Here is a 26,954-nt window from a genome sequence, read left to right as displayed (position 1 = left end):
AAAGAAAAGATGAAAAAGAAATTATCTGTGTGGCTTTTATGGCCTTTCACTGTGTTTCTTCTGGGAGTCTGGCATCTTCTGGATGTGCAGGCATCTGTAACAGAGACAGGCCACTGCTGGCTGTATGGCTGGTATGGGGGCCTGTTTTTCGTGAGTCTGGCAATGCTGATAGGAATGGGAACACTGTTATTTGGAAAAAAATGGGAAAAATCTGGTGATATTTCCGGTGAACCAGGGGAAAAAATGGTTTCAGGAAAAGAAAATCGGAAACTTCCAGGTTTGTTCTTTGGAACTGTCATGTGTCTTGGCATTTTATATATGATGGTTCTGGCTCCGCTTTCGGCACCTGATGAAGTAAGCCACTATATCAGTGCTTATAAGCTTTCCAACTGCTTTTTAGGACTGCCGGCAGCTGATGAAGATGGTTATATCTATGTCCGGGCAGAAGATGACTGGCTGGAGGATGTGAACCAGGAGTTCCGGGACTGGAAAGAAAAAAGCAGACAGGAAGCGTTGGACGGGGAAAGTGGAGAGAATGATGCAGGAAAGCCCATTATCCTTGGACAGACCTTAAAAGAAGAAACTTACGTGGCGATCCATAATAGGAGAGCGGTCAGTGAACAGAGTGCGGAACCGTCTGCAGACAGTGAAAGCACAAAGGAGAGTACAAGTACAGGAGACAGTATAGGTATGGACAGCAGTGTGAAAACAGCTGGTCTGCGTGTCTCCCGCCAGCCCTCTGTGCGTACCACGCCGTTAGCTTATATGCCACAGGCACTGGGATTTACTCTGGCAAGAATATTGGGGCTTAATAGCATTGCCCTTTTATATCTGGGCCGGTTTTTTAATCTCCTGCTTTTTGCGGCAGTTGGTGCATTGACTATAAAACGGCTGCCTTTTGGCAAAAATGTATTTTTTGGTGTATCCATTTTACCAATGAGTCTTCATCTGGCGGCCTCTTTATCTTATGATGTGGTTATACTGGCATTTACAGGTTATTTTACGGCAGTGTGCCTGGATCTGGCTTATAAGGCAGAAACAGTGAAGGTAGGGGATGTGATCGTCCTGGCTGTGGTCATGGCAGTTATGGGGCCCTGTAAAATGGTATATGGTGCCATTGCAGGCTTCTGCCTGCTGGTCCCGGTAAGAAAGTTTGGAAATTTTGGGAAATGGATGCTTTCAGCGGCTGCTGTCCTTGGAAGTTTTTTAGCAGCTATGGCAGTGGTGAATTTAAGGACAGTTGCCATGTATACACAGGAAAGTGACAGCTATGTTGCCTGGGCTGAAGAAGCAGGGTATTCCTTTGCAGAGCTGATCCACCAGCCGGTCCGGGTATTACAGCTTTTCTATAATACAGTATCGTGGCAGGGAGAAAGCCTGTATTCGGGAATATTAGGAGAGTCCTTAGGCAACCGGGATCCGGTGTTAAATACGCCTTATGTTATCATTTTAGTGCTTACTGCATGTCTGGTACTGCTGGCACTTAAAAAGCCGGGAGAAGAGATTTTTATGAAAATAAAAGACCGGTTGTGGATCTGGTTTATCTGCCTGGTGATCTTTGGAGCGCTGATGTTTTCTATGCTTCTTGCATGGACTCCGAAAAGCTCCAATATGGTCCAGGGAGTCCAGGGAAGATATATGCTTCCCCTGCTTCCTGTTTTCCTGTTTACCCTTAAAAACCAAAAGGTGGTACGGACAGGAACAGATGACAGGCTGATCCTGTATACTATGATGGCAGCGGATGTGTATGTGATCCTCCGCATTTTCGCAGTGGTGTGCTTAAGGCTGTAGTGTTTTTGTGTTAGTACATGCCGGGAACATGGTGACAATGTGGGGATAAACAGTTGCAGACTTGTTTATAACGTGGTAAAATTTCCAGATGAATGTGGAAAATATATCATTATTAAGTTATAGCCGATAAACAAAAAACTAGTATAATCCACGATAATTACCGATCCATTACACGCAGGATAAATTTTCATGTGCAAGGAAGCTGAATGAGGCGATGCCGGTAGCATTGTCGATTGAAGCTGACGCGGCAGATGGAAATTTAGACAAGTGAAATGGGCGGATAATTATTGTGGATTATACTAGGAATCAGAAGAAAAATAAAGGAGAAGCATTATGGGAAAGATTAAAGTAACAACCTGTGATATTGAAGGACTTTATGTGATCGAGCCTACTGTATTTAAAGATGAAAGAGGCTATTTCATGGAAACTTACAACCAGAACGATTTCAAGGAAGCGGGTCTGGACATGACTTTCGTCCAGGATAATCAGTCCATGTCAGTAAAAGGTGTTTTAAGAGGGCTTCATTTCCAGAAGCAGTATCCTCAGGGAAAATTAGTACGTGCTGTTCGCGGAACTGTATTTGACGTAGCAGTAGATCTGCGTTCTGACTCCAAAACGTATGGAAAGTGGTTTGGTGTAACCTTATCTGCTGAGAATAAAAAGCAGTTCTATATTCCGGAAGGCTTTGCACATGGTTTCTTAGTTCTGTCTGATGAAGCAGAGTTTGCTTATAAGTGTACTGATTTCTATCATCCAGGTGATGAAGGCGGTCTGTTATGGAGCGATCCTGAGATCGGCGTAGACTGGCCTATCGAACCGGGTATGGAACTGATCATCTCTGATAAGGACAAAAAGTGGAGCGGTTTAAAGGATACTTTTAAGTTCTAAGACAGTTCTGCCAGGAAAAAAGTATAAGGAAACGAATTTATGAATTATGCGCTGTCTCTTTTAAAAGAGATCATTAAAAAAAGAAAACTGGTATGGGATCTGGGAAAAGCAGATTTTCGCAAGCGTTTTGTAGGATCCTATTTTGGTATTGTGTGGATGTTCATCCAGCCGGTAGTTACCATTGTGATCTATGCGGTTATCTTTGGCATAGGCTTTAAATCACCGCCTCCGGTTCCGGGAGTCAGTTATGTGATCTGGCTGGTTCCGGGTATTGTCCCCTGGTTTTTCTTCGGGGAAGCTTTAAATGGGATCACGGGCTGTCTGCAGGAATACAGCTATCTGGTCAAGAAAGTAGTATTTAAAGTAGAGATACTGCCTATGATCAAGCTGATATCCTGTTTGCTGGTACATGGTTTTTTCGTTCTTATTATGATGATCATGTATCTGGTAGCAGGAAGAACGCCAATGCTTTCCTGGATCCAGGTGATCTACTATAGCTTTGCAGCATCTATGCTGGCTCTGGGACTGGGATATTTTACTTCCTCTGTGAATGTATTTTTCAAGGATATGTCCCAGATCGTAGGAATCTGCCTTCAGTTTGGTATCTGGATGGCGCCCATCATGTACCATGAGTCCATGTTTACCAACCGTTTACCCTGGATCGAACCATTATTTAAGATCAATCCATTTTATTACATTGTAACCGGTTATAAGGACAGTATGATCACAGGTAACTGGTTCTGGGAAAGACCGAAACTGACCATTTATTACTGGGGCTTCACTCTTTTTGTATTTGGAGTGGGACTTAAGATGTTTAAGAAGCTGCGGCCTCATTTTTCAGATGTGCTGTAGGCTGTGATCGGCTAATGTGCCTAGTACATCGTTTTCGAAATAACTATACCACTCACTTGTCTGCGAATCTGATTGCACAGGCTTAAAAGCCTCAGCGTAGCCCGCTACGCCTGCGTTTTTAGACCTGCACACTCAAATCCGCATCCTACGTGATTAGTACAGTTATTTACGAAACGATGTACTAGGCGACAGACAGATAAAAGAAGATGATATACCCTCAGTACAAAAAGGAAAAATGTTCGTTTTTGTGCCGGGGGTATTTTTGAAAATAAAAATTTTGCAGCGTGATCTGCTTTCGTGCAATATATCTACAGGACAGGAATGAGGTGATAAGATGGTAAGCAGGATTGAAGTTGGATGGCGTCAGGGAGAAAAAGAAGGAACGATCCCGGTAGATGTAGTATATTCCAAACGGCGTACCATTGGGCTGGAGGTACAGGCAGATGGTAAAGTGCTGATCCGGGTCCCAAAAGGTATCACTAAAAAGGTGCTGATGGATTTTGTAAATGACCGGCAGGAATGGATCGTGGAAAAATGGTTCCTCATAGAAAAACACCGCCGCAAAAAGGCAGAAGCTCCAAAGCCGGATTATGAAGGACATCCGGAGATAGAAGCTTTTTACCGCCGGGCTGCCAGAAAAAAGATCATAGAGCGCACTGCCTGGTATGCAAAGCTCATGGGTGTCACCTACGGCCGGATCAGCATCCGGGCTGCCAAAACGCGCTGGGGAAGCTGCAGTGGGGAAGGCAATTTAAACTTTCACTGGAAACTGATCCTTATGCCGCCGGAAATATTAGACTACGTAGTAGTCCACGAACTTGCCCACAGAAAACAGATGAACCATTCGCCCCTTTTCTGGGCAGAGGTAGAAAAAGTGCTGCCGGATTATAAGGCGAGACGGGCGTGGCTGAAGGAAAACGGGAGAGATTATTAAACATGCTAACGATATATTTACTTAGCAGTATCTTTTTCAGCTTTGTCTGATGTCGGCTGTATCAGGTCTGCCAGTGTGATCCCGTCAAAAAATTCATTGATCATATGATCCAGTTTCTGCCATACAGGATGGGATGGACAGATTTCTTTCCTTGGACAGTCATGTTCTCCTTCTTCTGTGCAGGCCACAGGAGCCAGTGAACCTTCGGTAAGCCGGAGAATTTCGCCCAGAGTGTAATCTTCGGGCACTTTTGTCAGGCGGTAGCCGCCGCCACGTCCACGGAGTCCTGTAAGGAGTTTGTCCTGTACAAGTACCTTTAATATACTTTCCAGATATTTTTCAGAAATATCCTGCCGTTCAGCGATCACGTTCAGAGGAACATAGCCGTCTCCCTGATGCTGGGCCAGTTCTACCATGACCCGCAGTGCGTAACGGCCTTTTGTAGAAACGATCATTATCCAATTCTCCTTTTCACAGATTATCATATAACAGGATTGCGGGAGTGCAAAGCACGCAGCAATCCTGTATCAGAAGGATCTAAATACCTTTTGACTTCAACATCATAGTATACACCAGAAAACATATATTCCGCAAGGCAATATGAAAAACAATGTCTATTGACAAAGTATGTTTATAAACATGTCCCCTCAATTCAGAGAGGACATTAAACTGAAAAAGGAAGCAGGATCCTCTTATTTTGTAATTGGCAGTCTCTCTGCAATCAGCTCAGCAAAAAACTCAGCGCCAGTTACCAGTATATTGTCATTGTAGTCATACTGGGAGTTGTGGCACATGATGTTGTCAGAGGCTTTTTGGCATTTTCCGCTTCCAAGGAATAAGAAGCAGCCTGGGATCCTGGTTAAGAATGTGCCGAAGTCTTCGGAAGCCATCCACGGAACGCAGTTTGCATTTACCTTGTCAGCACCTACCACAGCAGTAGCTGCTTTCACTGCAGTCTGGACGCACTGATCCCAGTTGACAGTTGGGGCAAATTCATGGGTGTAAGTAAATTCGCATTCTGCACCATTCATACGGCAGATATTTTCACAGATGGCACGCATCCGGTCTTCGATCAGCCTTTGTATTTGTGGAGTACAGCTTCTGGTATCGCCTAAGATCTCTACGTTAGATGGAACTGCATTGTGTGCGCCGTCTGTGAAAAGTTCAGTACAGGAGATAACAGCAGCATCTAAAGGGGAAGCATTTCTGGAAACAACAGTCTGCAATGCCAGGATGATCTGGGAAGCAGTTACCAGTGGGTCGATGCCCATATGGGGGCTGGAAGCGTGGAAGCCTTTTCCTTTGATCTTAATGCGGAAGTTGTCTTCACTTGCCATAATGCCGCCGGTTTTAGTATGCAGTTCTCCTTCTGGAAGAAATGGTGCGTTATGGATGCCATAAATCTCATCCATTGGGTATTTCTCCAAAAGTCCGTCATCGATCATAGCCCTGGAGCCTTTTCCTGGTTCTTCTGCAGTCTGGAAGATACAGCGTACAGTTCCATTGAAATTGCGGCGTTCTGAAAGTAAGAGCATGGCACCAAGTAAGGCAGTGATATGGCCATCATGGCCGCATCCATGCATTTTCCCGGGATTTAGGGACTGATAAGGAAGTCCGGTGGTCTCCTTCAGATTAATAGCGTCCATATCAGCACGAAGTCCGATCACCTGTGGGCCATCACCAACCTTTAGGTCAGCTACAACGCCGGTACCGCCAATATGCTCATGAACAGTAAGCCCCATTTCTCTCAGCTTTTCTGCTACGAAAGCAGCGGTATTTGTCTCTTCAAATGCAGTTTCCGGATGTGCATGGAGATAATGTCTCCATTCAGTTAATTTCACTTTTAATTCTTCCTGCGTCATGTGATAAATCCTCCTCAGAAATGTATGTTCTCTCGGAATCTTCTTATTTTTTAAGTTTACTTTTTCCTGCCATATTTTTCAAGCAAAGGGGAAGAATGTGATATTAAAAGGTAAGAATACGACATAAATTGTCAACAATCTACAATTAACTATTTACAATCAGCAAAATTACAGGTAGACTATATTGGTTCCAAAAAATGAAAAAAAGGAGAAGAGGTATGTCTGACAAAAACAAGATCTCATGGAACGCCCTGGCGTTAATGGCGTTCTCAACTGTATGGAGCTTCGGCAACATTTTAAATGGCTTCGTTTACTTTAACGGTGTTCAGGTTATTTTCAGCTGGTTACTGATGTTTGTCCTGTATTTTATTCCATATGCATTGATGGTAGGTGAGCTGGGCTCTGCTTTTAAGGCAACCGGCGGAGGTGTCAGCGGCTGGCTGTATGAAACTACAGGACCAAAATTAGCTTATTATGCAGGCTGGACCTACTGGGCATGTCACATCACTTATATTGCCAGCAAATCCAGCGGTGGTTTAAAGGCTTTAAGCTGGGCCATCTTCCGCAATGCGGAAACTTATGATACTCTGCCAACCCATATGATCCAGGTGGCAACACTGATCGTGTTCCTTATTGGATGTTATGTAGCCAGCAGAGGTTTAACTCCATTAAAGAAAATGCTGACTGTTGCAGGAACCACAACTTTCGTTATGTCCCTGTTATACATTGTCATGATGTTTGCTGCACCTGCCATTAATCCGGCAGCTGAGTATACACATGCAGACTTTTCATTAAAAAACATGATCCCGCAGTTTAATCTGGGATATGTTACCTCCATTTCAATCCTGGTATTTGCTGTAGGCGGATGTGAAAAGATATCACCTTATGTAAACAAGGTAGAAAATCCAAGTAAGGGCTTCCCAAAGGGAATGATCGCACTTGCTGGAATGGTGGTTATATGTGCCATACTTGGTACACTGGCTATGAGCCGTATGTTTGACCCGGCAGTGATCAACAGCAGTGAAGACACTTTCAATGCCTACGTGGCAAATGGTTCTTACTGGGCATTCCAGAAGCTGGGACAGTATTATCATGTTGGTGATACTTTCCTGATCATCTATGCTTTATGTAATGTGATCAGCCAGTTTTCAGTTCTGGTATTAAGCATCGACGCACCGCTTCGTATGCTTTTAGACAATGAAAATACCCAGCAGTTTATCCCATCTGCATTAAGAAAGAAAAACAAATGCGGCGTATACAGCAATGGTATCAAAATGGTAGTTGTGCTTTCCGGTGCTATTATCCTGGTACAGTCTTTTGTACCTGGTGCAGCAGCAGTTCTCCGCCAGCTGACAAAGTTAAATTCTGTATGTATGCCAATGCGTTACTTATGGGTATTTGTAGCCTATGTTGCATTAAGAGGTGCTATTGACCGTATTCCAGCAGAATATCGTTTTGTAAAGAACCAGGCAGTAGCAAAGTTCTTCGGGATCTGGTGCTTTTTAGTAACAGCAGCCAGCTGTCTTCTTGGAATGTATGACAAAAATCCATTTACCTTTGCATTAAATGTTATTACTCCGGTTGTACTGACTGCTTTAGGACTGATCCTTCCTGAGATCGCAAAGAGGGAGCAGAAAAATTAGTTTACTTGTTTAACGCGTTATGGTAAAATAACCAACAACAGATGTTGGTATTAATGTTTATGACAGTGATTAGTACATTTATTTACGAAACAATGTACTAGTATAATCCACGATAATTACCGATCCATTACACGCAGGATAAATTTTCATGTGCAAGGAAGCTGAATGAGGCGATGCCGGTAGCATCGTCGATTGAAGCTGACGCGGCAGATGGAAATTTAGACAAGTGAAAGGGGCGGATAATTATTGTGGATTATACTAGGAATTTTTTAGGGACTTACAGAGTATTATGGGAAAGCTTGATTATCGGACTTTAAGGGAAAATGTAGCAGACGAGATAAGGATGAAGATCTTAAACGGTGACATGAAACCGGGAGATAAGATCATAGAGCAGGAACTGGCATCGGAATTTGGAATCAGCCGTGGCCCGGTGCGGGAAGCACTGCGTCAGCTGGAGCAGGAAGGTATGGTGGAATATTCCAGAAATGTGGGCTGCTCAGTAAAGCATATAGGCATGGATGATGTTTATGAGATATACTACATGCGTGCTAACTATGAAATGATGGCAGTAAGACTGTATAATGCTCCTTTTCCCCGGGAAACCATTGAGAAAATGGAACAGGTTTTAGAGCAGATGAAGCAGCTTCATAAAGAAGAATACCGAAAGGTATTTGAACTGGATAATGAGTTCCATGAAGCGATCCTGGATCTTGTAAGCTTTATGCGCCTTAAAAAAGCCTGGGAAGACTTAAACTACGGAAATATTGTAATGGGATATAATATGGCAGTGGACAGTGATCAGGTTATCAAAAGGCAGTATCTCATCCACGAAAAACTGTTAAGTGCCTGTAGAACAGGTACTCCCGCCCAGGTGGAACAGGCTATTGCAGATCATTATCTTGGGAGCGTGGAGAAGCTGATACAGAAAGTGGAAAAAAAGCACGAAAAGTAAATAAAGACATATAACGCATTAAAAAAGCAGTGAAACCGGAAAGAACAATATGGTTTTACTGCTTTTTACGTTGATAGAAAAATGAAATCCAGCACTGCAAATGGGGACAATTAATATAGATTCTGTTATAATTTTTTAAGTAGGGGGGATGAATTGTCTGTTTGGGCGAGGAAAATAGTGATCATGAAAAAAGCAATGTATGGAAAAAAACAGAATGGGCCGGTTTGATCTGTATATTTTTTATCCTGATGGTTTTGATACATATGTTATGGAATTCAGGGGCAGATGGAGAAATGGCAGATATCCGTTCTGTCAGCAGTGGTTGGTATCAGATAGTAGATGAAAAAGAAGAGGCCCTTGATCTTCCTGCCATGGTTAAGGCAGATCAGGATGGAAAGATCATGCTTTATAATAATACACTGACTCCGGAAGATAAAAATAAGGTCCTGTCAATAAACGGTCTTCAGGATCAGCCGGAAGTGTGGATGGGAAAACAGTGTCTGTTCTGGTATGAAGAAAACGATTTTTTAAAGAATGACCAGATGAAGGGAAAAATGTGGGCAGATGTGTGGCTGGCAGAAGATACAGGAAAAGAGCCGGTCTGCCTTGTTTATGAAAGCAATAACAGAGCCTCCCTTTATATACAGGCACCTGTTTTAGGAAGCTGTCCGGCAGTTTCACAAAAGCATTTCCAGGAATCTGTATTTTCATTTCTCATGATCCTTGGAATGTGGGGAACGGGAATTGTTTCTACTATTGTTTTCTGGTATATGAAAGCCCATCATATTGTTGAAAAGCGTTTTCTGGATGCATCATTGTTTATGTTCATCTGTGGTTTGTGGTGTTACCTGGACTCAGGTTTTTATCAGATGTACGGAGAGCATGGCGCTGTTGGGATGGTTCTTTCTTTTTATGCATTTATTCTTATGTCAGTTCCAATGCTCTGGTTTGTGCAGAATACAATAAGTGAGAAAGTACGGTAGGTCCCGCAGGTATGGATCTTCCTTCTTAATGGAAATGCCATTTTACAGGGAATACTCAATATCCTGTTTCATATCCCATTTGTGTATATGCTGTTTTTAACACACATTATGCTGTTTTCCGGGGTTATATCCATGATCTGTCTTCTGTGGAAAGAATACAAAAGAAATGAAGCGGAAGAAATTCTGGTTTGTCTGCTGGCATTTGCCACATTGGGAGTCAGCGGTATGACAGCCCTTATTTTGTACTGGGTATATTCGATCTACTGGTATGATATGGTCTTTCAGGCAGGAATCTTTTTGTATACATCAATCCTGTTCTGGCATTTGCTGCAAAAAACATCCAGGGACAGTCAGTTCAGGATGGAGCAGCTGGTTTATGAAAAAATGTCAATGGAAGACAGAATGACTGGATTAAAAAACAGGAACGCATTTGAAAAATACATAAAGGAGATCCAGGAAGGAAAGATCCGGCTTGAGAATGCATTGTTTTTATTTATCGAGATAACAGGACTGAAACAGATCAACGATGTCTACGGAATGAAAACAGGAGATGAATCAGTGATCCAGACAGCCCGGTGTATCCAAAAGGCAGCAGATAGTGACCAGAGGCATAAGATAGAAAGTTTCCGCAATGGTGGTACGGAGTTTGCAGTGATCGTAATGGACCTCCAGATACAGCCGCAGGAGCTGGAATGCCTCCTTGAAAATGAAGTTAAAAAGGAAACGGAAAACAGGTATTATATTTCTTTACAATTCGGATATGGTTATCTGAAAAATGAGGATGGGACACGAAATACAGTAAGTGACTGGAAACGTCAGGCAGATCACATGCTGCAAAAAACGAAGGGGGCTATTTATGATGATGTATAATGCAGATTTTCTGATCGCAGCAGTGGTCATATTGCTGTTGGTTTTGAGAAATTTCCTGGATCAGAAAAGGGCAGAGGATTTAAATAGCAGGGTATTTCTTTTCTTTGTAGTTATTGGGATCCTGGATGTGATCGCTGAATTAGTAAGCAATTATTATATAACTTCAGGAGATGGGGATTTTGGCCTGGCGGCAGTGGTGACTACAACTATTTTTTATCTGTTTCAGGCATTGCTTCCATATGCGCTTCTTTGTTATATTATGACATTGCACGATAATAAGCTTATTTCGGTGAAAAAGATGCTGTTGGCGGGTCTTGCAACTATTTTACTGGCCAGTATTGTGCTTACCAATCCCTTTACTGAAAAACTGTTTTATTTTGATGTATCAGCCGGATATGTGGAAGGACCATGGTATAGACTGATGTATTACAGCGCCCTTTTCCATCTGGCAGTGATTTTGATCCTTGTTACCTCATGGAGAAAAGAATTTGGCCCTCAGAAAATAAAGGTGATCCTGGTTATCCTGATCCTGTGCGGATGCGGGGGAGTGATCCAGCTTTTGCATTACTCTCTGCTGATGACAGGTTTTGGCATGAGTCTTGGAATACTGGCTCTGTTTCTTACTATCAATAATCCAAATGCGAACCGGGACAGCCTTACAGGAGTATATAATCACCTTTACCTTACCAGAAGGAGCGATGAACTGATCGCAGCAGGAAAATCCTTCCATATCATCACAATATACCTTTACCAGCTAAAGCATATCAATAAAGTTGCCAGAGTTGAAGGCGGTGATCATATTCTGCAGCTTGCAGCAAAAAACTGGAAGAACTGTGTGGAAGCCGGGTTTTCCGTATTACGGGAAAACGTTTTTTAGTTCTGACTATGTCATTGCAGGAGTGTGAGTATTATATTACCCAGATAAAGAAGAGGTTTGAAACAGATATGCAGTTGGATGCAGACAGCAGTAAACCTGCAACGCCTGTGATCCTCAGTGGGATCGTCCATGGGCAAAAGCTTGGAACCAGCGGGCTGATGCTGGAATATGAAGAGTATCTGGAATCATTATCTTTGCAAAATGGCATGATAGAGGTGATACAGGATGATCAGCAGACCATGGATGGCTTTTTATATAATAAAAAAGTAGAGCAGTATCTGCACACGGCTATTGCCCAGGATCTTTTTGAAGTATATTATCAGCCGGTTTATTCTACAGAGAAAAATGATTTTGTTACACTGGAAGCATTAAGCCGTCTGCATCATCCGGAGTTAGGCTGGATCGCACCGGATGTCTTTATACAGATTGCAGAAAAAATCATATGATCGAACAGATCACAGATCTGCAATTTAAACGCGTCTGCATGTTTATAAATGAACACCGGGATCTGATGAAGAAGCTCTTTAATATAAAAGTAAATTTGTCTTCCCTGGATCTGATGCGCAGTGACTGCAGCAGCCATTTTATCCGTATGATGGATGATATGGATATCCACCATGACTGGATACAGTTTGAGATCACAGAAACGGTTGCTACAGAATACAACGCAGGATTAGGAATGGTAATAGATGGGTTTATGGCTGTCGGGGTCAGACTGTGTCTGGACGATTTTGGTTCTGGATATGCAAACCTGAATACAGTCATGAGACTGCCATTTTCTGCCATCAAGATAGACAGAACCCTTCTTTTTGATATATGTAATGATAAAAAACGTGCCATGTTTTATCAGAGTATTGTTGAAACCTTCCACCGGATGGGTTACAGCATAGTTTCAGAAGGAGTAGAGACAGAAGAGGAAATGAGTCTGTTAAGCAGCTGAGGTGTAGATATGATCCAGGGATATTATTTTTCCAGACCACTTCCAGTGGATGAGCTGCTTAAACTGCTGAACATGTGATGTTTTTCCTTTTCCGCATACATACGCTGGTCTGCAAGGATACGGATCTCATTAGCAGTAGATGCATCATTGGGATAGGCGGCATATCCGCAGCTGGAACCAATATACAGAGTTTTTCCGTCAATATCAAAAGGAGCGCAGAGCTGGTTTTGTATCTGTTCCTTGATCCTGCAGCAGAGACTTTCATCAAATTCAGTACACACTACCAGGCTGAATTCATCACCGCCGATGCGGAAGGCATAGTCATTGCTGCGGATACAGGACTGAAGCCGGTTGGCAGCTTCTTTTAAAAGCTTATCTCCCATGTCATGACCATAGGTGTCATTAACAGATTTAAAATGGTCCAGATCCAGATAGAAAAGTATGAAAGGGAGCTTTTGAAGTTCCTTTTTATGCAGTATGGAGTTAAAATAGCGCTCATTATATAAACCAGTAAGGCCGTCGGTGTTGGCAAGGTTTTCTAACTCATGCTTCTGACCGATATCCTGGGCGATAAGCATAACTTTTTCCAGTTCATGTTCAGAATCCCATTCAACAGGGACAACATGCATGACCAGGTATGTATCAATGGAACGGTTGTAGTATTCAATTTTAAAGATATCATCCTCTTTTTTCAGTACACAGCGCAGATAATCTGGTGTAAGGAGATGGTTCATCTTTTTATTTTCTGTATCAGTCATCACCAGATACTGACGGGAAATATTTTTAACCAGATCATCATAGTATCCGGTTTCTGGATATATGGGATGCTTCAGCAGGTTTTCATGATATTCATAGCGGTTGTTTTTTAAATCTCCTACAGCAAAGCGGTCAACAATCCTTCCAAGTCCTGAAAACATCTGTTCCGTAAGCTCTTTGCGCTTTAGCAGGATCATTTGCTCATGTTCTTTCATGCGCAGCCTGGAATCCATCAGGACAAAAACAGTACCTATAAGAAGCAGGGCGATACATCCGTTCAGAATCAGGATCAGGACAATGGTAATGAACTGCATACGGCGCATACTGGCATCCACAACATCATTATGGATAATGCCCACTATGGTCCAGTCATTGATCCCGGTGGGCTCGTATACCAGATAATAAGTTTTTTTGTTATAACGGCACTGGAGACTTCCGGTAGAAACATTCTTAATATTCTTTTTCAGGTCAGTTATTTCAGTTTCTGTCATATCCGTATAGTTATTTAAAAAATCAAAGAGATTAGATATGTGCTGGAGAAATTCTGTTTTGGGTTCAAGGGAAAGGAGGACGTTGCCATCAGATGTAAGGATGTAGCAGTCACTTTGTCCCTGATAAATATTACCTGCGATCAGCTTTTCCACCACATCATTATTATAGCTGACAGCAAGTCCGGAATAGGTTATGCCATTTATGGTATATGGAACCTCCATGGGAAGTGCAAATACGATCCGGCGGTTGGAATCACTTGCAATATAGCTGGAAATAACAGGCTGTCCGGTTGCATACATATCCAGAAAGATCCCCTGTATATTTGGGGCATTTCCGTCCCGTCCTGCAGCAGTTATAAAATCACAGTTCTCATTAAACATATAAAAATCCTGATATTGCCAGGCATCCTTGCGTCTGGTAAATTCATACCAGAGAGTTTTCATATTTTCGGTATCATCCAGGTATTGTAAATTATTGCTCCAGTCAGAAAGTGCATTCCAGTTGTACTGGACAAACATAGTAAAGGTTTTGTCTACCTGCTCATAAGTAGACAGCAGGTGACGGGAATTTTCTTCATAAATACTTTTTTGGACAAAATTGTTGTAAACAATGCTCACGAAAAGAAAAAGGGATGCCAAAACAGCTCCGGCCAGTATAAACAGTTTGGGTGTTTTATTCATAAATATGGGAACCTCCTTCCGTGTTGGTGCTTTTCTTGTTGGTTTTCAGGTTTCCTACTCATGTTTTTGGCGGGTCTCAAGTTCAAAATTCCTCCTGCAAGCATGCTTGCATCAGATTTATAACCTTTTGCCTTTGGTATCATAAGTATATCATATTCTGGTGTTTTTTTCGATTGTGAAAAGAAGAGTGACAGTGGTTTTATGCAGAAAAAAACAGAGCTGCTTTTATACAGCTCTGCTAAAGATTGCTTTTTTACTTTGCTTTGGCAATCGCCTGTTCCATTTCAGAAGCAGAGATAACGCCAATGGTCTTATTGGCAACCACGCCTCTTCTGAAATAGAGAAGAGTTGGTACGCTCATTACCTTAAAACGGGTTGCAAGATCCATGTCTTCGTCAATGTCGACTTTATAGAAATGAACTTCCGGGTGGAGTTCTGCCATTTTTTCTACAGTTGGAGACAGCATTTTACAGGGACCGCACCATGTAGCGAAGAAATCCACTACTACCAGATCATCACCAGCGTTTACTGCCTGGTCAAATGTTTCAGATGTTAAATGTGTAAGTGTCATATAAAAAACCTCCTTGTATCTGATTTTGATCATTTAATTTTATAGCACTTATATCATACCACAAAATGAGGGAAAATTATGTAATAAAATTCTCAATTAAATATTAAATATGTTACCTATAACCTGCAGCACCACTTCCGCCACTCCCGACAAAAGCATTACATGGATGGGATTCATTTTAAAGCGGGCCAATAGGATCAGGGAGCCGGTAAAAATGCCTACGGCTCGAATGCTGATATTTGGTAAAAGTTGACTTGCGGTCAGGGAGGCAATTGATTCTCCCCAGAAAGCATTGACCAGGATGCTTGCACCGGCAGCTGCGATCATGGCGATAACTGCTGGACGCAGGGATTTAAGGACGCCCTGGAGCAGGCTTAAATTCCGGTATTTCAGATAGATCTTTGCCAGTAAGGTAACTAAAATGCAGGATGGCAGAACACAGCCGGCAGTAGCCGCCAAAGCCCCCGGCATTCCGGCAATACGGGTGCCTACGAAGGTAGCGGAATTGATGGCAATAGGTCCCGGTGTCATCTGGGAAATGGTGATCAGGTCCGTAAATTCTGACTGGGAAAGCCATGGATGGAGTTGGACCACCTGGTTTTGTATCAGAGGCATGGCAGCATAGCCGCCTCCGAAGCTGAAGGCACCGATTTGAAGAAAACTGAGAAAAAGCTGTAAATAGATCATAAGGTGCCTCCTTTCTGTGCATTATCCTGGGAAGTATTACGGTCGTTTTTTTTGGCCTTTTTCTCCCGGTACAGTGTCAGGACGACACCCAGGGCAATACAGATCAGGATCAGTACAATGGCACTGACTTTATAAAAGTAATTGGCAATAAAAGCTGCGGCCATAATAAAAATAGACAGGTATTGCTTTTCTTTTACAATACCGGATGCCATGCTAAAGCTGACTTCCATAATAACTGCCCCTACACCTGACTGCATGCCATTTAACATCCACCCAACGATCAGGTTGGAACGGAATGCCGCATAACAGAATGAGATAGCAGAAAGAATGACAAAAGGTGGTATTACCGTAGCAATCACAGAGCATAAAACACCGGTCAGGCCAGCCAGTTTATAGCCAACAACAATGGCACCGTTTACGGCGATTGCTCCGGGACAGGACTGGGCGATAGCCACCAGATCCAGCATCTCTTCTTCATCGATCCAGTGATACTGGTCCACAAATTTTGTTTTCATTAAAGTAACGATCACGTATCCGCCGCCAAAGGTAAAGGCACTGAGATACAATGTTGAGAGAAAGAGCTTTTTAAGAATCTGGCCCTTACTGGCTCCTTTTATATTTAATTCCATGGTTTCCTCCAGAAAGATAAGATGTTCTCTCGGAATCTTTTTGTGCCTGATTTTGTGCGAAGATTTTTTGTCAGTTGTGCCCAAATTTCATCAGCGTACGCGGTGCGTACGGTGATGAAATTCGGGTGCGACTGGCGGAAAATCGGCCACAAAGGCAGGTGCAGGAAAGCCTCCGAGAGGACATTAAGTTCTTTTTTACTATAAGCCATGAAAATGAAGATGTAAATGTAAAAATTAACGGGAGATTGGTAATATGATTGAAAAAAGCAGATACTTTCATATCTGTGTCAAGAAAGAACCGTAAAAAAATCTTGACAGCTTGTTAAGACTATGTTAATTTAAAAAGTGTGACCACTCAATATATTGAGTTAAGCCCAGACGGACAGGCGGGTCAGAAGCCGAAAGTGGGAAACCACATTATTGATTGGGTTAAGAGCCCAAATTTTATAAGTCGATACGCAGTATGCGTAATTTTATCAGTGCAAAAAGGCACGTCACTTGTGAAACGGTCAATAAGAGCTTCTGGCAAAACAGAGCGGAGAACTGGGAAAGTAGGGTCACTTTTTTTCTGCCTGTTAAAAGGACAGAGACATTTAAAGACAAAACACATACAGCAGGTGATGGAATATGCCGTCACCTGTTTTTTTATGGATTCTTTTATGGATAAAAGGGACGGCGAGTATGAGGAGGCGGTAAAATGGACCTGGAAGCACAAAAGCGTGCGCCTATTTATGAGGCGTTAGAGCGTTTTAGAAAGAAAAGGGTAGTGCCCTTTGATGTACCGGGACACAAAAGAGGACGGGGAAACCCGGAGCTGGCAGCTCTTTTAGGGGAAAAATGTGTTGGATTAGATGTAAATTCCATGAAACCTTTGGATAACCTGTGCCATCCGGTATCTGTGATCCGGGAGGCAGAGGAACTGGCAGCAGAGGCCTTTGGTGCCAGTCATGCATTTCTTATGGTAGGAGGAACCACTTCAGCTGTTCAGGGGATGATCCTTTCAGTCTGTAAAGCAGGAGATAAGATCATTCTGCCAAGAAATGTACATAAAAGCGCCATCAATGCCCTGGTACTTTGCGGGGCAGTTCCGGTTTATGTAAATCCGGAAGTAAACGGAGATCTGGGGATCTCTCTTGGAATGGACATTCATAAGGTGGAAAAAGCGATTGAAGAAAATCCGGATGCTGTAGCAGTTCTGGTAAATAACCCCACCTATTACGGGATCTGCTCTGATCTGCGGGGCATCGTAAAGCTGGCCCATGAAAAAGGAATGAAGGTGCTGGCAGATGAAGCTCATGGAACTCATTTGTACTTTGGAAAAGGCCTTCCGGTAAATGCAATGGCAGCAGGTGCAGATATGGCAGCTGTTTCCATGCACAAATCCGGAGGAAGCCTGACACAAAGCTCCATGCTTCTGTTAAATAAGGGCATGAACCAGGATTATGTGCGTCAGATCATTAACCTGACGCAGACTACCAGTGCATCCTATCTTCTCCTCTCCAGTCTGGATATTTCCAGAAGGAACCTGGCACTGCGGGGGGATGAATCCTTTGGGAAAGTGATCCAGATGGCAGAATATGCCAGAAATGAGATCAATTCCATTGGCGGCTATTATGCATATGGAAAAGATCTGGTCAATGGTACCAGTGTCTATGATTTTGATGTGACCAAGCTTTCTGTGTATACACTGGGGATCGGACTGGCAGGTATCGAGGTTTATGATCTGTTAAGAGATGAATATGACATCCAGATTGAGTTTGGAGATATCTGCAACATTCTGGCGTATATTTCTATTGGGGACCGGATCCAGGATATTGAACGTTTAGTGGGAGCTTTGGCAGATATTGAACGGCTTTACCGGAAAGACAAGACCGGTATGCTTACAGGGGAATACATTTCACCGAAGGTAGAATGTTCACCACAGAAGGCGTTTTATGCGGAAAAGATATCTCTTCCCATTGCACAGGCAGCAGGAAAGATCAGCGGTGAATTTGTTATGTGTTATCCACCGGGTATCCCGATCCTGGCGCCAGGCGAGGTGATCACCCAGGAGATTGTGGAATACATTCTTTACGCAAAGGAAAAGGGATGTTCCATGCAGGGAACGGAAGATCCGAAGATCGAACGGCTGATGGTTTTAGTATAAATTGCCCCCGCTGTGGGAGAACATCAGGAGGAAGAAAATGGAACTTTGGTATTCGGAGTTTCATACGGAAAATGTAAAGCTTTCTGTCCGTGTGGACCGTCAGCTGTTTTCCGGTGAAAGTGAGTATCAGCGGATCGACGTATTTGAATCTGCTGAGTTTGGAAAATTTGTAGCTTTGGATGGAGAAATCGTATTTTCTGAAAAAGATGAATTTATCTATGATGAAATGGTGACACATGTGCCTATGGCTGTCCATCCTAACGTGAAAAATGTGCTGATCATTGGCGGCGGAGATGGCGGTGTGGCAAAAGAACTGATCCAGTATCCGGGAATTGAATCTATTGATGTAGTGGAAACCGATAAAATGTTTGTAGATGTGTGCAGGGAGATCTTCCCGGAGGTAGCCTGCGGATTAGACGAGGAACGGGTCCATGTATATTACGATGACGGACTGCGTTTTCTCCGGGGAAAGAAAAACTGCTATGACCTGATCATCAATGACTCTACAGATCCGTTTGGACATACAGAAGGTCTGTTTACCAAGGAGTTCTACGGCAGTTGCTATAATGCACTGCGGGAAGATGGGATCATGGTGTATCAGCATGGAAGTCCATTTTATGATGAAGATGAAGCTGCCTGCCGCAGCATGCACAGAAAGGTATATCGTTCCTTTCCTGTAAGCCGCGTATATCAGGCCCATATTCCTACCTGTCCGTCAGGCTACTGGCTGTTTGGCTTTGCCTCAAAGAAGTATCATCCTTTAAATGATCTTCAGGCGGAAAAATGGAACGGGCTTCATATACCAACATGGTACTATACAACAAATCTCCATGCAGGCGCGTTTATGCTGCCAAAATATGTGGAGGACCTGTTAGAAGAGGAGGAAAATAACAAATGAGTAGATTAATGGTAATTGGATGTGGGGGCGTAGCTTCCGTAGCAGTACATAAGTGTTGCCAGAACAGTGGTGTATTTACAGAACTTATGATCGCAAGCCGCACAAAATCAAAATGTGATGCTTTAAAAGCACAGTTAGAAGGAAAAACAGATACAGTGATCACAACTGCCCAGGTGGATGCAGATAAGGTAGAAGAACTTGAGGCACTGATCCGTTCCTATAAGCCGGATGCAGTATTAAACGTAGCACTTCCTTATCAGGATCTTACTATTATGGAAGCATGTCTTCGTACAGGTGTGGATTACATTGATACAGCTAATTATGAGGCTGAAAATACAGATGATCCACAGTGGAGAGCTATTTATGAAAAGCGCTGCAAGGAAAAAGGCTTTACTGCATACTTTGATTATTCCTGGCAGTGGGATCTGAATGAACGTTTTAAAGAGGCTGGTCTTACCGCTCTTTTAGGAAGCGGATTTGATCCGGGTGTTACCAGCGTATTTTCTGCTTATGCTTTAAAACATTATTTTGATGAGATTCATACCATTGACATTTTAGACTGCAACGGCGGAGATCATGGATATCCATTTGCGACTAACTTTAATCCTGAGATCAATTTACGTGAAGTATCTGCAAACGGCTCTTATTGGGAGAATGGCCATTGGGTAGAAACAGAGCCAATGGAGATCAAGAGAGAGTATGACTTCCCTGAAGTAGGAAAGAAGGATATGTATCTTCTTCATCACGAAGAGATCGAGTCTCTTGCAAAAAATATCCCTGGTGTAAAGCGGATCCGTTTCTTTATGACCTTTGGACAGGGCTACTTAACCCATATGAAATGTCTGGAAAACGTAGGAATGCTTTCTACTTCTCCGATCCAGTTCCAGGGACAGGATATCGTACCGATCCAGTTTTTAAAGGCCCTTCTGCCTGATCCGGCTTCCTTAGGTCCAAGAACTGTAGGAAAGACCAATATCGGCTGTATTTTTACCGGTGTGAAAGACGGAAAAGAAAAGACCATTTACATTTATAATGTATGTGATCACCAGGAATGCTACAAAGAAGTTGGTTCCCAGGCAATCTCCTATACTACCGGTGTCCCGGCTATGATCGGTGCTATGATGGTAGTTACTGGTGCATGGAAGAAGGACGGCGTATTTAATGTAGAGGAATTTGATCCGGATCCATTTATGGATGCATTAAATAAGTGGGGACTTCCATGGCAGGTATGCGAAGATCCTCAGATCGTAGAATAGGGAGAACAAAAAATGAGAATGGATCAGCTTCCCACTCCCTGTTATGTGATCGATGAGAAGAAACTGAAAGAAAATTTACAGATTTTAAAAGAAATCCGGGAAGAAGCCGGCTGCAAGATTCTTCTTGCCCAGAAAGCTTTTTCATGTTTTTATGAATATCCTCTGATCGGCCGGTATCTGGACGGCACGACAGCCAGTGGTCTGTATGAGGCAAGACTTGGAAAAGAAGAAATGGGAAAGGAAAACCATGTTTTTGCCCCGGCTTACAAGGATGCGGATATAAAAGAGCTGGGAGAGATATGCGACCATATTATCTTTAATTCCTTTGCCCAGCTTCGCCGTCATAAAGACGTTGTTTCAGGGAAAAGCCTGGGACTGCGTATTAATCCGGAATGCTCCACTCAGGGGGATCATGCAATTTATGACCCCTGTGCTCCCGGTTCCCGTCTGGGAGTTACAAAAGAGGTGTTTGTACGGGAAATAGAGGCAGAACCAGAGCTTTTTGATGCTCTGGATGGTCTCCATTTCCATACTCTCTGCGAGCAGAACGCAGATGATCTGGCTAAAACCCTGGAAGCAGTGGAAGAAAACTTTGGCCCATGGCTTTCTAAGATAAAATGGCTGAATATGGGTGGTGGTCATCATATTACAAGAGATGACTATGACAGAAAACTGCTTATAAAATGCATCAAACATATAAGAGACACTTATGGAGTGGAGGTATATATGGAGCCGGGAGAAGCCATTGCATTAAATGCCGGTTATCTGGTGACAGAGGTAATGGATATTGTGGAAAACGGGCTGTCTGTGCTGATCTTAGATGCCTCTGCTGCCTGTCATATGCCGGATGTGCTGGAAATGCCATACCGGCCGCCATTAAAGGATAGTGGAAATGCGGGGGAAAAAGCATTTACCTACCGTCTTTCCTCCTGCACTTGTCTGGCGGGAGATGTGATCGGGGATTATTCCTTTGATAAACAGATCCATGTGGGAGATAAGCTGTATTTTCAGGATATGGCCATTTATTCCATGGTGAAAAATAATACTTTTAATGGGATCCCGCTTCCGGGGATCGCTGTAATGAAAGAAGACGGAGACTGTGAACTTATCCGTACTTTTGGATATGGAGATTTTAAGGGGAGACTGGCATAATGGTGATGGTGGAAAAGACAGATATGACCGCTGAAATGGATCAAGCAGATAAAACAGTTCAGGTAGAAAGACTAAAAACACTGCCGGCAGCAGATGGATTTCACATGCCGGGAGAGTTTGAACCACACAAAGGAACCATTATAATCTGGCCGGAACGTCCCGGCTCCTGGGCCTATGGGGCAAAGGATGCCAGAAAAGCCTTTGCAAAAATCGCAGAGGCTATAGCAGAAGGAGAAGAGGTTTACATGTTAGCAGGACCTTCTTCCTTGGAGTCTGCAAAGGCAGCTTTTTCCGGAAAGTCAGAAAAGATCCATATTTTGCCTATAGAAACGGACGATGCCTGGGCAAGGGATGTAGGACCTACCTTTGTTAAAAATGCCAGAAAGGAAGTTCGTGGCATAAACTGGCGTTTTAATGCCTGGGGTGGAGAAGTGGATGGCCTTTATGCAAGCTGGGAAAAGGACGATGCTGCAGCAGAGGCAATCTGCGATGCCCTTGATTATCCGGTGTATGATGTCGGTGATTTTGTGCTGGAAGGCGGTTCCATCCACAGTGACGGGGAAGGAACTTTATTAGTAACAGAGGCATGCCTCCTAAGTCCCGGAAGAAACCCCCATCTTACAAAAGAAGAGATTGAAAAGAAGCTTTGTGAATATCTGGGAGCAGAAAAGGTCATCTGGCTGAAAAATGGCATATGGCAGGATGAGACTAATGAACACATAGATAATGTGTGCGCCTTTGTAAAGCCGGGAGAAGTTGTTTTAGCCTGGACAGATGAGAAAGAGGATCCCCAGTATGCTCTTTCTATAGAAGATTACCAGATTCTGGAAAATGAAACAGATGCAAAGGGCAGAAAGTTTATGATACATAAGCTGCCAATTCCTGAGAAGCCGGTATGTATCCAGGAACAAGACTTAAAAGGGCTTATGTTTGAGCCGGGAGAAGATACCAGAGAAGCAGGAGAACGGCTGGCAGCCAGCTATGTAAATTTCTATATTGCAAATGAAGCAGTTCTGGTTCCACAGTTTCAGGATAAACATGATAAGCTGGCCTGTGATATTTTAGGAAAGCTGTTCCCTGAGCGCAGGATCTGCCCTATTGACGCCCGGGCGATCATTATAGGGGGCGGAAATATCCACTGCATTACACAGCAGATACCTTCTGGCATTGGGAAATAAGGTGTGACAGCCCGCGGTAACAGAAAAAATTGTCAACTGATGTAAAAATGGTGAGAATCTTTTGAATGTTGGAAAAACAACGGATCAAACATAAACAGGAATGTCAGATCGAAGGAAAGAAGGAGAAACAGCAAGTGAGAAACGTAAGATGTGCCGCAGTTCAGATGTGCTGCAGCAGAAATGTAGCAGAAAACATAGAAAAAGCAGAGGTTCTGGTACGTCAGGCAGCAGCAGAAGGAGCGCAGGTGATCCTTCTTCCGGAGCTGTTTGAACGCCAGTATTTCTGCCAGGAGCGCAGATATGATTACTATCAGTTTGCCACGCCGGTGATGGAAAATCCGGCAGTGCGCTATTTCCAGAGAGTTTGCGCCAGCCTGCAGGTAGTGATCCCAATCAGTTTTTATGAAAGAGATGTAAACCGGCTGTTTAATTCCGTTGCCATGATCGATGCAGACGGTTCCATTCTGGGAGTTTACCGGAAAACCCATATCCCAGATGATCATTTTTATCAGGAAAAATTTTATTTTACACCGGGAGATACTGGTTTTAAGGTATTTGATACAGCTTACGGAAAAGTGGGTGTTGGCATCTGTTGGGACCAGTGGTTTCCGGAGACTGCCAGAGCTATGGCAGTGGAAGGCGCAGAAATCCTTCTGTATCCAACGGCCATTGGCAGTGAACCCATCCTTTCTACAGACAGTATGCCTCACTGGAGAAGATGTATGCAGGGACATAGCGCCTCTAATCTGGTGCCTGTAATTGCAGCGAACCGGGTAGGCGAGGAACGGGTAGAGCCATGTGCAGAAAATGCAGGACAGAGTTCTTCCCTGGTATTCTACGGATCATCTTTTATCACAGACGGCTGTGGCGAGGTACAGGTATCCATGGGAAGACAGGAAGAAGGTTTTATCGCAGCTACCTTTGACCTGGACCAGCTGATGGAAGACCGCCTTTCCTGGGGACTTTTCCGGGACAGACGGCCTGAAATGTATGGGAAACTGATGTAAACATAGAAATGGAAGATGTTGGGGTCAAAAGGTATTTTTCTTCAAAAAATGGCTTCTTACTCATGTTTTTGGCGGGTCCCAGGGTCACAAATCCTCTGCAAGCAAGCTTGCACCAGATGCTTCTAAATTTACCCGCTTTAAACAGGATTTCTTATCGGACTTACAATCTATGTTCGACCATCTTGTAAATCTGACCGAACCGATATGCCAAAAACGGAATCCTGATCTTGCTGGCATGACTATCTTTGATACCTCCGGTATTGAAACATGGGTTACGGAAAATAATCCTAAGTATGCAAATCGTATTATTAAACAGTTGAAGGTTTTTAAGAAATCCCATAACCGGTATGACTGATACTGATATGTGACAGAAACAGAGGTCGAGCAATCGGCCTCTTTATTTTACCTGAAAACCCGAAAATATTAACCTGTGAAATCGACTTTCGATAAATATGTCGAAAGAATATTGAGAATAATACAAAAAAATAGTATAATGGTTCTACAAATATATCGAAAGGAGTGTACTTTATGCCTACAATAACATCAGTATCGGATTTAAGAAATTATGGAAATGTTCTTGAAAAAGTTCGTATCGGCTCTCCGGTTTACTTGACAAGAAATGGCCGCGGCGCTTATAGCATACGTGACATAAAGGACGAAGAAAACTTTCAGAAAGCAGAAGCAATGATACAACTGATGTGTGAACTGAATGCAGGACTTCGCTCCGCAGAAGACGAAGATTGGGTTTCGGAGGAAGAATTAAAAAGTCATTTCATTAACAAAAGAAACGAGGACTGACCATGTATCTGTTAAGATATACGCCACAGGCTATGCGGGATATGGATTCTGTATGGGATGAGGTATATCAGGCTTCAAAAAGTTACGATATAGCGGATAAATATATAAAAGATTTTATAGACACGATTACCAAAAAAAAGCAAATTCCGACATCGGGTATACCACTCCGATATAAAGGCTTATTTACGGGATTTTATTTTATAGTTTTAAAAAAGTACATGGCATTTTATAGAATAAAAGATGATTATATCGAAGTGATCAGAATTATTTACGAGAAAAGGGATTATATGCAAACATTGTTTGGGGATAATTCGGCTGACCGCAATTAATGGCTAAAAAAGCAATTACGACGAAAGGAGCAGCAGAGATGAAAGAAATGAATATCCCTGTTGGAGTTTCAGACTTTGAAGAAATTCGTAAAAACGGGTATTACTACATCGATAAATCGGGGCTGATCAGAGAGCTGCTCAACAGGAGAGGCACGGAAGTAACGTGGATTACCCGTCCTCGGCGCTTTGGAAAGACGTTGGGCATGAGTATGCTGGAAAGCTTCTTCGATATCCGAAAGGACAGCAGAGCGTTATTTGAAGGGTTAGAGATTTCGGAAAACCGGGCACTGTGCGATGCGTGGATGAACCAGTATCCGACGGTTTTTGTTTCGTTTCGACAGGTAGATGGCCTTAACTTCGCCGGAGCATACGATATGCTTACATGGGTTATCTCAGAACTATATAAAGAGCATCGCTATCTGCTGGACAGCGACAGAATCGGCACCAGTGATAAGGAGATCGCGAAACAGCTGGAATGGGGACAGGCTTCCATGAAGGACATGAAAGGAAGCTTGATGTTGCTTACCAGGATGATGCAGCAGCATTATGAAAAGCCTGTCATTCTTCTTATAGATGAGTACGATGTCCCTGTCGCGAAAGCGAACAACAACGGTTACTATAATGAAATGCTTGATGTTATGAAGGGATTGATGCAGGCCCTGAAAGACAATCCGGCACTTCGTTTTGCTGTCGTGACAGGCTGTCTGAAGATTGCAAAAGAGAGCATCTTTACGGGAACCAATAATTTTGTATCGGATACGATCACAAATTCTCGTCTCAACGAGTATTTCGGCTTCGTACAGAGCGAGGTTGATGAGCTGCTGAAAGCTGCTGACATGACGGAACAGGCGGAGAACATGAAGAAATGGTACGATGGCTACCATTTCGGGGATTTCGATGTCTACTGTCCGTGGGATGTCATGAATTATATGCTGGAGCTTCAGCACAATCCGAAGGCGAAGCCGATGAGCTACTGGAAAAACACAAGTGACAATGCCATCATCCGTTCCTTTATCGATTATGCGGGCAGTACGATTACAAAGAAGCTTGAGACACTGATGGCGGGCGGCTGCATCGTCCAGCGTGTGGATGAAAACCTGACCTATGATTATCTCCATTCATCAGAAGATAACCTCTGGAGTACACTGTATCTGACGGGATACTTAACACGGGCGCGGGAAGAGGATTATAAGGGTGAAGTTCCAGACGGTATGGTAGCCCTCATGATTCCGAATGCAGAAATTAACGAGATTTTCGAAACAACGGTCATCAAATGGTTTGATGACAGCGCGAAGAAGTGGAATCGAAATGCGCTGTTTGATGCCGTCTGGCGTGGTGACAGTGAAGGCATAAGCAGGGAAATGAATGCCCTGCTCCGACGCACGATCAGCTACCATGACTATCGGGAGGACTTCTACCACGCTTTTCTCGCGGGCATTTTTACAGGCGCTGGATATATGGTGGACTCCAATAAGGAGCATGGAGAAGGGCGAAGCGATGTGGTCGTTTATGATCCCATCAATGCGCGCGTCGCGATCTTCGAAGCGAAGTACACGAAGACCCTGGGAAACCTGGAGAAGGACTGCGATACGGCTTTGCAGCAGATCGACAATCGGATGTATGCAAAGGAATATGAGGATGACTATGATCAGGTTCTCTGCTATGGGATTTCGTTTTTCAAGAAACGCTGCATGGTAAGGGAAAAATTAAAGTAGTTATCTGAAAAAATAAAGATGCCGATATAAAGATGTAGGTATGATAAAATGATGTGAGTGTCAAAAGT

General features: G+C 43.2%; 26 protein-coding genes and 1 pseudogene. 21 read left to right on the top strand and 6 right to left on the bottom strand.

Features of this window, described 5'->3' with window-relative positions; all coding sequences use genetic code 11:
• Positions 1-9 precede the first annotated feature (9 nt).
• The 4 genes from OGM16_02650 to OGM16_02635 all read left to right on the top strand — a co-directional run bounded on the left by OGM16_02650 (position 10) and on the right by OGM16_02635 (position 4,465).
• The gene (locus OGM16_02650; GenBank protein ID UYJ47193.1) at positions 10-1,791 is read left to right on the top strand and encodes a DUF2142 domain-containing protein; all 1,782 of its coding nucleotides are present in this window, start codon (positions 10-12) and stop codon (positions 1,789-1,791) included.
• Between the two features lie 333 nt (positions 1,792-2,124).
• Entirely contained in the window at positions 2,125-2,679 is a 555-nt protein-coding gene (rfbC, locus tag OGM16_02645) for a dTDP-4-dehydrorhamnose 3,5-epimerase (protein UYJ47192.1), read from the top strand.
• 39 nt (positions 2,680-2,718) lie between these two features.
• On the top strand, positions 2,719-3,531 hold the full coding sequence (locus OGM16_02640; GenBank protein ID UYJ47191.1) for an ABC transporter permease: 813 nt from the start codon (positions 2,719-2,721) through the stop codon (positions 3,529-3,531).
• A gap of 334 nt (positions 3,532-3,865) precedes the next feature.
• Complete coding sequence (locus OGM16_02635) at positions 3,866-4,465, top strand: M48 family metallopeptidase (GenBank protein ID UYJ47190.1); 600 nt, start codon at positions 3,866-3,868, stop codon at positions 4,463-4,465.
• Between the two features lie 17 nt (positions 4,466-4,482).
• Here OGM16_02635 and OGM16_02630 read toward each other — a convergent pair whose 3' ends face one another.
• On the bottom strand, positions 4,483-4,920 hold the full coding sequence (locus OGM16_02630) for an Rrf2 family transcriptional regulator (GenBank protein UYJ47189.1): 438 nt from the start codon (positions 4,918-4,920) through the stop codon (positions 4,483-4,485).
• Between the two features lie 237 nt (positions 4,921-5,157).
• Complete coding sequence (locus tag OGM16_02625; GenBank protein UYJ47188.1) at positions 5,158-6,327, bottom strand: M20 family metallopeptidase; 1,170 nt, start codon at positions 6,325-6,327, stop codon at positions 5,158-5,160.
• 218 nt (positions 6,328-6,545) lie between these two features.
• Here OGM16_02625 and OGM16_02620 point away from each other — a divergent pair, with 218 nt between their 5' ends.
• From OGM16_02620 to OGM16_02590, 7 genes are all read left to right on the top strand, one after another.
• The gene (locus tag OGM16_02620) at positions 6,546-7,970 is read left to right on the top strand and encodes an amino acid permease (protein ID UYJ47187.1); all 1,425 of its coding nucleotides are present in this window, start codon (positions 6,546-6,548) and stop codon (positions 7,968-7,970) included.
• A 289-nt stretch (positions 7,971-8,259) separates the two neighbouring features.
• Complete coding sequence (locus OGM16_02615; GenBank protein UYJ47186.1) at positions 8,260-8,922, top strand: GntR family transcriptional regulator; 663 nt, start codon at positions 8,260-8,262, stop codon at positions 8,920-8,922.
• A gap of 161 nt (positions 8,923-9,083) precedes the next feature.
• Positions 9,084-9,905: a hypothetical protein gene (locus OGM16_02610; protein UYJ47185.1), complete on the top strand. Its 822-nt coding sequence runs from the start codon at positions 9,084-9,086 to the stop codon at positions 9,903-9,905.
• 132 nt (positions 9,906-10,037) lie between these two features.
• Positions 10,038-10,775, top strand: coding sequence for a GGDEF domain-containing protein (locus OGM16_02605; GenBank protein ID UYJ47184.1), 738 nt, complete (start codon positions 10,038-10,040; stop codon positions 10,773-10,775).
• Positions 10,762-11,652 (top strand): diguanylate cyclase, encoded by an 891-nt coding sequence (locus OGM16_02600; GenBank protein UYJ47183.1) that lies wholly within the window; start codon positions 10,762-10,764, stop codon positions 11,650-11,652. The genes OGM16_02605 and OGM16_02600 overlap by 14 nt, the downstream gene beginning before the upstream one ends.
• 68 nt (positions 11,653-11,720) lie before the next feature.
• Entirely contained in the window at positions 11,721-12,098 is a 378-nt protein-coding gene (locus OGM16_02595) for an EAL domain-containing protein (protein ID UYJ47182.1), read from the top strand.
• On the top strand, positions 12,095-12,592 hold the full coding sequence (locus OGM16_02590; protein UYJ47181.1) for an EAL domain-containing protein: 498 nt from the start codon (positions 12,095-12,097) through the stop codon (positions 12,590-12,592). The genes OGM16_02595 and OGM16_02590 overlap by 4 nt, the downstream gene beginning before the upstream one ends.
• Before the next feature lie 23 nt (positions 12,593-12,615).
• On the opposite strand, the gene OGM16_02585 is transcribed toward OGM16_02590, so the two are convergent.
• From OGM16_02585 to OGM16_02570, 4 genes are all read right to left on the bottom strand, one after another.
• Entirely contained in the window at positions 12,616-14,520 is a 1,905-nt protein-coding gene (locus OGM16_02585) for a sensor domain-containing diguanylate cyclase (protein ID UYJ47180.1), read from the bottom strand.
• Between the two features lie 253 nt (positions 14,521-14,773).
• Positions 14,774-15,091 (bottom strand): thioredoxin, encoded by a 318-nt coding sequence (gene trxA / locus OGM16_02580; protein ID UYJ47179.1) that lies wholly within the window; start codon positions 15,089-15,091, stop codon positions 14,774-14,776.
• A 96-nt stretch (positions 15,092-15,187) separates the two neighbouring features.
• The gene (locus tag OGM16_02575; GenBank protein ID UYJ47178.1) at positions 15,188-15,778 is read right to left on the bottom strand and encodes a chromate transporter; all 591 of its coding nucleotides are present in this window, start codon (positions 15,776-15,778) and stop codon (positions 15,188-15,190) included.
• Positions 15,775-16,407: a chromate transporter gene (locus OGM16_02570; protein UYJ47177.1), complete on the bottom strand. Its 633-nt coding sequence runs from the start codon at positions 16,405-16,407 to the stop codon at positions 15,775-15,777. The genes OGM16_02575 and OGM16_02570 overlap by 4 nt, the downstream gene beginning before the upstream one ends.
• 697 nt (positions 16,408-17,104) lie before the next feature.
• Between OGM16_02570 and OGM16_02565 the strand changes: the two genes are divergently transcribed.
• The 10 genes and pseudogenes from OGM16_02565 (at position 17,105) to OGM16_02520 (ending at position 26,886) form a co-directional block, all read left to right on the top strand.
• On the top strand, positions 17,105-18,553 hold the full coding sequence (locus tag OGM16_02565; GenBank protein UYJ47176.1) for an aminotransferase class V-fold PLP-dependent enzyme: 1,449 nt from the start codon (positions 17,105-17,107) through the stop codon (positions 18,551-18,553).
• A gap of 37 nt (positions 18,554-18,590) precedes the next feature.
• On the top strand, positions 18,591-19,451 hold the full coding sequence (gene speE, locus OGM16_02560) for a polyamine aminopropyltransferase (GenBank protein UYJ47175.1): 861 nt from the start codon (positions 18,591-18,593) through the stop codon (positions 19,449-19,451).
• Entirely contained in the window at positions 19,448-20,707 is a 1,260-nt protein-coding gene (locus tag OGM16_02555) for a saccharopine dehydrogenase family protein (protein ID UYJ47174.1), read from the top strand. The genes speE and OGM16_02555 overlap by 4 nt, the downstream gene beginning before the upstream one ends.
• A gap of 12 nt (positions 20,708-20,719) precedes the next feature.
• Complete coding sequence (gene nspC / locus OGM16_02550; GenBank protein UYJ47173.1) at positions 20,720-21,859, top strand: carboxynorspermidine decarboxylase; 1,140 nt, start codon at positions 20,720-20,722, stop codon at positions 21,857-21,859.
• A 35-nt stretch (positions 21,860-21,894) separates the two neighbouring features.
• Entirely contained in the window at positions 21,895-23,037 is a 1,143-nt protein-coding gene (gene aguA, locus OGM16_02545; protein UYJ48376.1) for an agmatine deiminase, read from the top strand.
• A 134-nt stretch (positions 23,038-23,171) separates the two neighbouring features.
• A complete protein-coding gene (gene aguB / locus OGM16_02540) occupies positions 23,172-24,044 on the top strand; it encodes an N-carbamoylputrescine amidase (protein ID UYJ47172.1) in 873 nt (290 codons plus the stop codon).
• A 112-nt stretch (positions 24,045-24,156) separates the two neighbouring features.
• Positions 24,157-24,387 (top strand): annotated as a pseudogene (locus OGM16_02535) (ISNCY family transposase).
• 185 nt (positions 24,388-24,572) lie between these two features.
• On the top strand, positions 24,573-24,842 hold the full coding sequence (locus OGM16_02530) for a prevent-host-death protein (GenBank protein ID UYJ47171.1): 270 nt from the start codon (positions 24,573-24,575) through the stop codon (positions 24,840-24,842).
• A gap of 2 nt (positions 24,843-24,844) precedes the next feature.
• Entirely contained in the window at positions 24,845-25,171 is a 327-nt protein-coding gene (locus OGM16_02525) for a type II toxin-antitoxin system RelE/ParE family toxin (GenBank protein ID UYJ47170.1), read from the top strand.
• A 38-nt stretch (positions 25,172-25,209) separates the two neighbouring features.
• Positions 25,210-26,886 (top strand): ATP-binding protein, encoded by a 1,677-nt coding sequence (locus tag OGM16_02520; protein ID UYJ47169.1) that lies wholly within the window; start codon positions 25,210-25,212, stop codon positions 26,884-26,886.
• Positions 26,887-26,954: the final 68 nt, after the last annotated feature.

Source organism: Lachnospiraceae bacterium (genome assembly GCA_025758065.1).
Lineage (GTDB): Bacteria > Bacillota > Clostridia > Lachnospirales > Lachnospiraceae > Enterocloster.
The sequence above is the reverse complement of the archived record's forward strand: the minus strand, read 5'-3'. Positions and strand labels throughout refer to the sequence as shown.